Raw genomic sequence first — 10,030 nt, forward strand, 5'->3', positions numbered from 1 at the left:
CGGGCGGGGGCGCGGCCGGGGTAGAGCCGGGGTAGGGGTGTGGCAAGCGTCACGGGCGGGCCGGGCGCGGGCCCGGGGGCGCGCCCGCCGCCACGTAGGCTGCGGGCATGCCCGCCACGTCCGAATCGCCCGCCGCCCGCGGGGCACGCCCGACCCGGCCGGTCGGCACGGTCACCCGCGGCACCACCAACACCAACCGGCTCCGCCGGATGGACCGCTGGATCGCCCACACCCTCGGCCCGACGCTGCGTACCGCCGACCGCCCGCCGGTCGCCGTCGACCTCGGCTACGGGGCGGCGCCCTGGACCGCCGTCGAGCTCTCGGCCCGGCTGCGCACCGTCCGGCCCGACACCCGGGTGGTCGGCATCGAGATCGAACCCGAGCGGGTCGCGGCGGCGCTGCCGTACGCCGTGCCGCCGCTGCTCACCTTCCGGCGGGGCGGTTTCGAGGTACCGCTGGACGGCGGCTCGGCCCAGCTGATCCGGGCCGCCAACGTGCTGCGGCAGTACGAGGAACGGGAGGTGGCCGAGGTCTGGGCGCGGCTGTGCGGACGGCTGGCGCCGGACGGGCTGCTGGTCGAGGGCACCTGCGACGAGATCGGCCGGCGGCACGTCTGGGTCGCGCTCGGCCCCGAGGGGCCCCGGACGGTGACCTTCGCGGCCCGGCTCGCCACCCTGGAGCGCCCCTCCGACCTGGCCGAACGCCTGCCCAAGGCGCTGATCCACCACAACGTGCCCGGCCGGCCGGTGCACACCTTCCTCACCGACTTCGACCGGGCCTGGGCGGCTGCCGCACCGTACGGCGCGTTCGGTGCCCGCCAGCGCTGGGTGGCGACCTGCGGGGCGCTGGCGGGCAGTTGGCCGCTGGTGGACGCACGTGGACGGTGGCGGCAGGGCGAGATCACCCTGGAGTGGTCCGCGCTGGCGCCCTGACGGCGGGTGCCCGCGGGACCGCCGGCCGCACGGCAGGCCGGCCGCAGGGCAGGCGTCCGCACAGCACGCGTCCGCCGGGCACGAGGGGCGTTCGGCCGGGCGGAACCGGTATCCGACGGGCGGGGCCGCCACCGGCCGGTGGCGCCGCCGGACCCGCCGCTGGGCCGCTGACCTGGGTGCCGAGCCGGGCATCGAGCAGGGCATCGAGCCGGTCTCCCGTTCGGGCTCCGGGCCGTGCTTCCGGCGATTCACTCGAACGAGTTATCGAATTACTCTGGCGTGTTGACGCCCCGTCACGCCACCATGGGGGCAGTCGCACGAGCTGCCACGCAGGCCACCTGAGGCCCGTTCAGCTCCTCTGCCCACTCCGACCCACTCCGCCACACCCGCCACCCGCACCACCGCACCCGCCGTCGCGGGCCGACTCGAACACGCCACCGGGCTACCGCGCCCCGGGGCGCCCCAGCTCCTGCCGCACCCGATCGAACACCTCGAACGCATCCGCACCGAAGAGCACGAACCGCACCTCGGCCGGCGCCGTCCCTGCCACCACCGAGGGGTCCGCCACCGCCTCCGTCACCGCCGTGAGGGCGATACGCGCCGCGTCCTCCATCGGCCACCGGTACACCCCGGTAGAGATCGCCGGGAACGCCACCGACCGCGCGCCCAGTTCAGCTGCCAGCCGCAGCGACTCCCGATAACAGGAGGACAGCAACTCCGCCCGTTCCTCGTAGAGGTCCGGGTAGTAGACCGGCCCCACCGTGTGCACCACCCAACGGGCCGGCAGCCGGCCGGCCGTGGTCACCACGGCCCGGCCCGCATCGAGGCCGCGGCCGTAGTGCGAGTCGCGCAGCCTCCGACAGTCGGCGAGGATCGCCGGTCCGCCCTTGCGGTGGATCGCGCCGTCCACGCCACCCCCGCCGAGGAGCGAGGAGTTGGCCGCATTGACGACCACGTCCACCTGCTGCTCCGTGATGTCACCCTGCACCATCGTGATCCGCGTCACGACCCCCGACCTCCCATCGGCCCCCGCCTGCCGGGGCCCACACCGTAGCCCGTAAACCACTCCAGAGCGTGGCAATAACCACATCGTCGGCGCTCGGTCAGAGAAATCCCCGGAGATCACGTTATGGTCGCGAGAAGCTCCCCGACCCGCGGTGCCAGGCGGGCACTGCACACGGACCTCAGCCGTTGGCCAGTCGGGGAAAGGGAGGACCGACCAATGCCCGGAACGGGAGACGGGCGGGCGTCCGGTACCGGCAGCGCCGCCGGTACTGCCGAGGACGCCGCCGACACCGCGCGACGGCCGGGCCCCGCATCAGGCAGCGCGCCCGCCATCGGCCGCGCCGCCAAGCGGGCCGGCGGGGTGCACACCTACCGCGACCACACTCCCGAGTCCGGCGCCGCCACGCCGATACCGCATCCCCGGGCCCGCGTCGACAGTCCCCGCACGACCGGCCCCGGCTCCCCTCCCAGTGGCCTCCCCAGGACACCGCCCGCCGGCCCGGCCACCGCGGCGGCAGCGGCCCGCCGCCCCGAGCCCGGCAGCGAGCCCCCGGCCCACCTGCTGGTGATCGAGGACGGCCCGTCCGACATCGAACTGATCAAGACCCTGGTCGCCGAGAGCGGTGCCAACGTCGAGCTGCACTGGGCACGCGGCGTCGAGCAGGCCGTGGCGCTGCTGTCCGCCGCGCCGCTGGCCGCGCGCCGGGGCATGCAGCGCCCGGGAGATCGGCCACCCGCGGCCGGGTTCACCTGTGTACTGCTCGACCTCGCCGCGCCCTGCTGCCCCGGGGACCGCACCACCACCGAACCGGATCCCACCACCGCAGCCACCACTGCCACCGCCCCGGGCACGGGCACCGCGCCGCACGGGCCCACCGGGTCCCAGGGGCACACCGGCCCGGAGGAGTCCGACGGCCTCGACGGGCTCCGCGAGTTGCTGCGCCGCGCCCCGCACACGGCCGTCGTCGTCCTGACCGACGCCGCCGGGGCGGAGCTGGGGGCCGCCGCGGTCGCGGCCGGGGCCCAGGACTTCCTGATCAAGCACGAGACGGACGGCCCCCTGCTGGCCCGTGCCCTGCGGTACGCGGTGGAGCGCAAGCGCGCCGACGAGTCGCAGCGCCGCCTGGTCGAGGCCGAACTGCGCGGCCAGGAGAACGCCCGCCTCCAGCGCCACCTGCTGCCCACCCCGCTGCTGGACGGCGCCGGGCTGGCCTTCACCCGCCGCTACCGCCCCGGCCGCCGCCGCGCCCTGCTGGGCGGCGACTTCTACGACGCGGTCCGGACGGACGACGGCACGGTCCACGTGGTGATCGGCGATGTCTGCGGGCACGGCCCGGACGAGGCCGCGCTGGGCGTCGCGCTGCGGATAGCGTGGCGGACGCTCGTGTTCGCCGGCCTCTCCGGCCAGGCCCTGCTCACCACCCTGCAGCACGTCCTCGAACACGAGCGGCGCAGCGACGAGATCTTCGCGACCCTCTGCATGCTCGTCCTCTCCCCCGCCACCCCGGCGGAGGCCGACCCCGACCGGGCCGGCGGACCCGAGCCCGGCGACCGGGCCCGGCTCTACCTGGCCGGCCACCCCGCGCCGCTCCTGCTGGCAGGCGGCCGACGGCCCGCGCTGCTCCCGGCCGAGCACGCCGGGCCGGCGCTCGGTCTGCTGCCGTGCGACGACTGCGATTCGGCCTGGCCCGGGCTGGAGCTGGAGCTGGAGCCCGGCTGGCGGCTGCTCCTGTACACCGACGGTCTGGTCGAGGGCCGGGTCGGCGCGGGTTCACGGCGGCTGGGGCAGGACGGTCTGATCGACCTGGTCGCCGACCACCAGGCGGCCGGGCTGACCAGGGGCCGACTGGTCGACAGCGCCATCGCGGAGGTGGAGGAGCTGAACGGCGGAGCACTGACCGACGACGTCGCGGTACTGCTGCTTGAGCGCAACCCGATCCCGTTGATCATGGGTTGAGCACGGCGCCGGCACCGGTGCCCCCGCCCCTGCGCGGAGCCCGGACGTGACGGAGGGTGGCGGCCAACGGCCACCACCCTCCAGGCACCACGCTCCAGGCATCACGCGCCGGGCATCACGCTCCAGGCATCACGCGCCGGGCATCACCTTGCGGGAGCCACTCGGCTCCGGGCTACCAGGGCCCGTACGGCCCGATGTTGCGGCGGCCGCCGCCCCGCCCGTCCGTCAGCTGCTTGATCGCGGGCCGGACGTCGACCATGTAGACGATCGAGGCGACCAGGCCCGCGAGGGTCAGGAAGCCGCTCGTGACGTTCACGGGGAAGAGCAGATCCAGGCCGAGCGACAGCCCGAGCAGGATCAGCCAGAACGCCTTGGGCTTCTTGTCCGCCGCCCGGTACGCATCGTCGCGCCTGATCAGGGCATCGACGAACGCGACCGCCTTGAATCCGATGATCGCCATGGCGAGCCACCAGAACGGATTCAGGACGTCGAAGAGCAGGAACTGCTGCACCGCTTGTCTCCTCACTGCCTCTTCGGCTCGGCTGCGGTCGCTTCGGGTCGGCTTCTACCCGGGAATGCCGGCCGCAGCCAGGGTGCCGCGAGGGCACCCCTTCCATCGTGGCACGGACGACCGCTGTCCCCGATGAGAACGGGCCGGGGCCTCCGGACGTGCCCAGCCGGCCGGCCGGCACCCGGCGTCGCCCACTGCTACTTCTCGGTGTCGGCCTTACGGGCCCGGGTAGTCTTCTTCGGCGCGGGAGCGTCGTCCACCAGCTCCCCCTCGACGGGCTCACCGGCCGCCGAACGGGCCTCGAAGTCCACCACGACCTCGGTCACCTCGGCCGGCTGCTCGGCGGCAGCGGAGCCGGCCTCGGCGGAACCGCCCCGGCCCTTGTCCACCACGGCCTTGCCGCGCACGGCCAGCTCCTCGTAGGCCTCCATGGCCTTGACCGCGAGCTCCGCCGCGCGGCCGACCTGCTGGAGCGCGAAGGTCTGCGCCTTCTCCTGCAGTTCCTTGAGGTCGGTGGGCAGGGTGTTGACGGTCTCGGTCACCTTCGCCTGAGCGCCGACCAGGGCGGCCTGCGCCTCCTGGAACCGCGCCGCCGCCTTCTCCTGGGTGGCCTTGCGATCCGCCGTCAGCTCCTCCACCTTGCCCGGCACTTCGCGCAGCTTCTCGTACGCGAGGTCGCCGACGCCCGCCAGGGCGTACAGCGGGGTCGGGTCGGAGAGGGTCTTCTTGATGTCGTCGGTGATGGGCATGTCCGGTCCTCCTGTGTGCGTGGACGGCCCGGCGGGCCGGTCGGAAGTCTGGGTGGTGCCGGTGCGGTCAGCCGGTAGCGCCGGTGTCGGCATCGGCATCGGCATCGGCATCGGCATCGGCATCGGCGGATCCTGCCGGAGGGGTGGCGGGCACGGTCCCGGTGGCAGCAGCGGCCCCGCTGCTCTCCCCGGTCTCGCGGTTCTCCTTGAGGAAGGCCTCGTAGACCGCCAGCAGCGCCTGCTTCTGGCGTTCGTTGAGCAGCGGATCCGCCAGGATCGCCGCCCGCAGCGCGGGCGCGTCCCCGTCCCGTTCCTCGAGGATCCCGGCCTGCACGTACAGCGTCTCGGCCGAGATCCGCAGCGCCTTCGCGATCTGCTGCAGGATCTCCGCGCTCGGCTTGCGCAGCCCGCGCTCGATCTGGCTGAGGTACGGGTTCGACACTCCGGCGACCTCGGCCAGCTGCCGCAGCGAGTACTGCGCGTTGCGGCGCTGCTCGCGGATGTACTCGCCGAGCGAGCCGACGTTCAGTGAGGCCATGCCAGCAGTCTGCACCCGCCCGCTTGCAATTGCAAGCAAGCCGCTAGCAACAGCAAGCCGGCGCGCCGCCCTGCCCGCCACCCTGCCAATCGATCATCCTCGGTGCTCGAAGCCGCTCGGCGGCCCCGAGTCACGTACCGGCAGGAAGGCAGGCCACCACGGTGGCACCCCGTGCGGGCAACGCGACTGGAGGTAATTTCCGCGCGGCGGGGAGAGATTGCTCGTCAGATCGACTGCGAAGACGGCAAAGAGTGCCAGCAGGCCGACCGCACTGCCCGCCAGCACCACGGTGAGACGGTCCCGTGACCGCACCACGAGCAGCGTCGCCAGGCATCCGAGGGGGAAGGCGAGACAGTACGCGGCGAGCATCGGGAAGTCCCCGACGAGGTCGAACCTGGGATCGTCCGTGATGTCGTACGCCGTCTGCCACGGCAGGTCCATGCAGGAGGACCAGGTGCTGCTGATCAGACCGCCGGCCCGGAAATCGGCTATCAGGCCAAGGACCGGGCCGACGGCGAACGCCAAGCAACCGGCACCCGCCCGTATGCCCGCTCGCGGCTCCCCCACGCTCTCCCCGTTCATCGTGGTGGGGACGGCACGGCGGAGGCCGGCGGTTCCAGGGCTCGCCCCGCGGGGGCGGCACGCCGACCCCGCACGGTGCCAGGATGCCCGGACGTGGCCGAGGACGTCGCCGGGACGGGACAGCAGCCGCACCCGTCCGACGAGGAGAAGCCGGCTCAGCCGGTGGCCGGCGAGCGGTCCAGGAGGTCGACGGACCGCAGGGCCCGGTGCAGGTGGTGGGCTTCGGCGATCCCGGCGAGAGCCGGGCGGCCGAGCGCGCGGTACGCCGACGCGAGCAGCTCCTGTGCGTGGGCCTCGCGGACCGGGTCGCCGTAGGACGCCCAGTGCAGGTCACGGCCGAGCACCAGGGCCTCGGCCGGGTCGCCCGCCGCGCAGCGGCGGCGGGCTTCGGTGACGCACTCGGTCAGCTGCTCCCGGTCCTCGAACACGACGTCCATGTGCGTGGCGAACAGGTACTCGTCCGCCGCGTTGTGGGCGGGCCGGTCGAGCGCGGTGGTGCCGTCGGCGAGGGCACCGGCACCGTCCAGGGTGGTGATCCGGTCGGTGGCGACGGGCGGCCGGGTCAGGTCGTGGGTGTACGCGCGCAGGTAGCCGGTTCCCGTCTCCGGCCGGTCGCCGGTCTCGAACTCGCCCACCGCGGACCGGAGCCGGACCAGCCGGGAGCGGGACTCGATCACCGCCGGGTGGCCCGGATCGTCGTCGTCGAGGTCGCGCCAGGCACGTTCGACGGCCGCGCGCACCGCCTCCAGCGGGGTCGCGAAGGTGTTGTCGATGCCGGCACCGTCGTTGTTCCAGTACGAGGCGACCGAGGTGCAGGTGCGGCCGTCGTCGAACCACAGGCCGTAGTGCAGGCCGTCGGTGCCGCCGTGCAGGAAGGTCAGGAACTCCGGCGGGTCGCGGTAGTAGCGGCCGTGCGCGCGGACGTCGACACCGTCGCGGGGCAGGAGCGCCGGGTCGGCGAACAGGTCCATGACCCCCATCGGTGCGTGGCCGAGGTCCCGCAACGCCCCCGCGGACACCGGGTCGAGTTGCTCCAGGAAGTCGTGGAACGTGAAGACGGACTCGGGGAGTTCCAGGCCCCAGTCCCGCTCGACCCGCGCCTCGATCTCGGCCCGCCGTCCACCCATCCGTCCGGCCCCCCGGTCACCTCGGTCAGCCCCCGACGGCCGCCGGGGTGGACCGAGGCTACCCCGCCCCCACCCGCCCCCGGTACCCGGCAGCCCGGCCGCACCGCGCCCCTTCCCAGGCACCTCCCGCGCACCTCCCACGCGCCTCCCGCGCACCTCCCGTCACCCTCGCCGCCTGCGCACGGCGGTGGTGTCAGCGGTGGCGTCACCCGCCGGTGAACCGCCGGTAGGCGGGTGCCAGCAGGTCGGCGAGGTCGCGGCCGCGGACCGTGATGCCGGACGGGCCGAGGCCGTCGAGCGCCGTCCGCACGCCGCCTCCCGCGCCGTCGCCCTCGCCCCCGCCCGGGCCGTCGCCTCCGCCCGCGACGTCCGCCGGCTCCGCGGGGTCCGCGGGGTCCCGCCGGACAGCGAACCTGCCTTCCCAGAAGCCCTCCAGGCAGTCTGCCAACGGCCGTTCGTCAAGGTCCGGCACGGGCCCCGGCACAGGCCCCGGCGCGGGCCCCGACGCGGGCGCGGTCTCGGCCATGGTCACGCTCCGATCATGTCGGCGGACAGGGTGAGCAGTTCACGCAGTTGCTCGGCGGGGAGTTCGGTCAGCCACTGCTCGCCCTCGCCGACCACGGTCCGGGCCAGCGTCCGCTTGGCGTCGATCAGTTCGGCGATCCGTTCCTCGACGGTGCCGGTGCACACCAGGCGGCGGACCTGGACGTCGCGGCGCTGACCGATCCGGAACGCCCGGTCGGTGGCCTGGTCCTCGACGGCCGGGTTCCACCACCGGTCGAAGTGGATCACCTGGTTGGCCGCCGTCAGGTTGAGCCCGGCGCCGCCCGCCTTGAGCGACAGCAGGAACACCGGCGGCCCGTCGGGTGACTGGAAGCGTTCGACCAGCTCGTCGCGTTCGTGCTTGGGCACACCGCCGTGCAGGTACAGCACCTCCCGGCCGAGCCGCCCACCGAGGTAGCGGCGCAGCCGGGCGCCGAACGTCGCGTACTGGGTGAAGACCAGGGCCCGGTCCCCCTCGGCGAGGGCCTCGGTGAGGAGCTCCTCCAGTCGTTCGAGTTTGCCGGAGCGACCGGGCAGCGCGGAGCCGTCGCCGAGCAGTTGGGCGGGGTGGTTGCAGACCTGCTTGAGCCGGCCGATCGCGGCCAGCACCGCACCTTTGCGCTCGACGCCACGGATGCCGTCGAGCCGGGCCAGCAGGTCGGCGACCACGGCCTGGTACAGCCCGGCCTGCTCGGCGGTGAGGCTGCAACGGACGGTGAACTCCTGTTTGGCGGGCAGGTCGCCGGCGACCGCGGGGTCGCTCTTGTGCCGGCGGAGTACGAACGGGCCGGTGAGGCGCTGGAGCCGGGCGGCGGCATCGAGGTTGCCCGCCTGCTCGACCGGGACGGCGAACCGTTCCTTGAAGGACTCGGCGCTGCCGAACAGGCCGGGGTTGGCGAAGTCCAGGATGGCGTGCAGTTCGGCCAGCCGGTTCTCCACCGGGGTGCCGGTGAGGGCGATGCGGGGGCCGGAACGCAGCGAACGGATCGCCCGGGACTGGCCGGAGCCGCTGTTCTTGATGTGCTGGGCCTCGTCGGCGACGATCCGCCGCCAGCGGGTGCGGCGCAGCGCGTCCAGGTCGCGCTGGACCAGGCCGTAGGTGGTGATTACCAGGTCGGCCGTGGTGTCCGGGAGGTCGCGGTCGGCGCCGTGGTGGACGTGCACGGCGAGGGCGGGGGCGAAGCGGGCCGCCTCGCGCTGCCAGTTGCCGACCACCGACATCGGGCAGACCAGCAGGGTGGGGCCGGTGGCCCCGGCGGCCCGCTCGGTGGCGAGCAGCGCGAGGGTCTGGACGGTCTTGCCGAGGCCCATGTCGTCGGCGAGCACGGCGCCGAGGCCGAGCCGGGCGAGGGCGGCCAGCCAGGCCAGTCCGCGTTCCTGGTAGGGGCGCAGGACGCCGGTGAAGTCGGCGGGCAGCGCGGGCGGCGGGCCGGTGTCGACCGCCCGGCCGGCCAGCAGGTCGCCGATCGGGCCGTCGGCGTGCACGGCGGTGACCGGCAGGCCGGGGACGGGCCCGGTGCCGTCGAGCGCCAGCCGCAGTAGGTCCGCCGCGTCGATCACGCCCGCGCCCTGCCGGGTGAGGAAGTCGAGGGCGGCGGCGATCTGTCCGGCGTCGACCTCGACCCACTGGCCGCGCAGCCGTACCAGGCCCTGCTGGGCGGCGGCGAGTTCGGTCAGTTCCTTTTGGGTGAGGGCGAGTTCGCCGACCGCGAGCTGCCAGCGGAAGTCCAGCACGTCGTCGCGGTCGATCCGGCCGGGCTGCTGGACGGCGCCGGGGGGCGGGGTGCGGGCGGTGAGCAGCAGGCCGAGCCGTGGGCGGCGCTGCCACCAGGACGGGAGGAGCACGCCGAAGCCCGCGTCGGCGAGCCGGGGCGCGGCCTCGCGCAGGAAGTCGAGGGCGGCGGCGCGGTCGAGGGCGAGGCCGGTGGGCCGGGACGAGCGAAGGGCGGCGCGCAGGGCGGGGTGGTGCAGGGCTGCGCGTTCCAGCTCGGCGCGGTACAGCTCCACGGGGTCGTCGGCGGGTGTACGGGCGGGGCCGGGACTACGGGCGGGGTCGGCTGTACGGGCGGGGTCGGGGTTGCCGTCG

General features: G+C 74.5%; 10 protein-coding genes. 2 read left to right on the forward strand and 8 right to left on the reverse strand.

Annotated features, from left to right (window positions below; translation table 11 throughout):
• Positions 1–107 precede the first annotated feature (107 nt).
• Positions 108–932: a class I SAM-dependent methyltransferase gene (locus tag AA75_RS03025; protein ID WP_033818131.1), complete on the forward strand. Its 825-nt coding sequence runs from the start codon at positions 108–110 to the stop codon at positions 930–932.
• Between the two features lie 442 nt (positions 933–1,374).
• Here the strand turns inward: AA75_RS03025 and AA75_RS03030 are convergent, their stop codons facing one another.
• Complete coding sequence (locus AA75_RS03030; protein WP_033818132.1) at positions 1,375–1,938, reverse strand: O-acetyl-ADP-ribose deacetylase; 564 nt, start codon at positions 1,936–1,938, stop codon at positions 1,375–1,377.
• Positions 1,939–2,154: 216 nt separating this feature from the next.
• On the opposite strand from AA75_RS03030, the gene AA75_RS03035 reads away from it, so the two are divergent.
• The gene (locus tag AA75_RS03035; RefSeq protein WP_033818133.1) at positions 2,155–3,894 is read left to right on the forward strand and encodes a fused response regulator/phosphatase; all 1,740 of its coding nucleotides are present in this window, start codon (positions 2,155–2,157) and stop codon (positions 3,892–3,894) included.
• Between the two features lie 172 nt (positions 3,895–4,066).
• On the opposite strand, the gene AA75_RS03040 is transcribed toward AA75_RS03035, so the two are convergent.
• The 7 genes from AA75_RS03040 to AA75_RS03070 all read right to left on the reverse strand — a co-directional run.
• Entirely contained in the window at positions 4,067–4,405 is a 339-nt protein-coding gene (locus AA75_RS03040) for a DUF2516 family protein (RefSeq protein WP_255369491.1), read from the reverse strand.
• A 197-nt stretch (positions 4,406–4,602) separates the two neighbouring features.
• Positions 4,603–5,154: a hypothetical protein gene (locus tag AA75_RS03045; protein WP_033818134.1), complete on the reverse strand. Its 552-nt coding sequence runs from the start codon at positions 5,152–5,154 to the stop codon at positions 4,603–4,605.
• Positions 5,155–5,221: 67 nt separating this feature from the next.
• Positions 5,222–5,692: a helix-turn-helix domain-containing protein gene (locus AA75_RS03050; RefSeq protein ID WP_051811708.1), complete on the reverse strand. Its 471-nt coding sequence runs from the start codon at positions 5,690–5,692 to the stop codon at positions 5,222–5,224.
• A 93-nt stretch (positions 5,693–5,785) separates the two neighbouring features.
• A complete protein-coding gene (locus tag AA75_RS03055) occupies positions 5,786–6,217 on the reverse strand; it encodes a hypothetical protein (protein ID WP_149037904.1) in 432 nt (143 codons plus the stop codon).
• A 212-nt stretch (positions 6,218–6,429) separates the two neighbouring features.
• Entirely contained in the window at positions 6,430–7,401 is a 972-nt protein-coding gene (locus AA75_RS03060) for a DUF2228 domain-containing protein (protein ID WP_033818136.1), read from the reverse strand.
• 205 nt (positions 7,402–7,606) lie between these two features.
• Positions 7,607–7,849, reverse strand: coding sequence for a hypothetical protein (locus AA75_RS03065; protein WP_149037905.1), 243 nt, complete (start codon positions 7,847–7,849; stop codon positions 7,607–7,609).
• Positions 7,850–7,929: 80 nt separating this feature from the next.
• Positions 7,930–10,030 (reverse strand): DEAD/DEAH box helicase (locus tag AA75_RS03070; protein WP_149037906.1); only part of this gene is annotated, 2,101 nt, incomplete at its 5' end.

The organism is Kitasatospora sp. MBT63, assembly GCF_000710465.2.
Taxonomy (GTDB): domain Bacteria; phylum Actinomycetota; class Actinomycetes; order Streptomycetales; family Streptomycetaceae; genus Kitasatospora.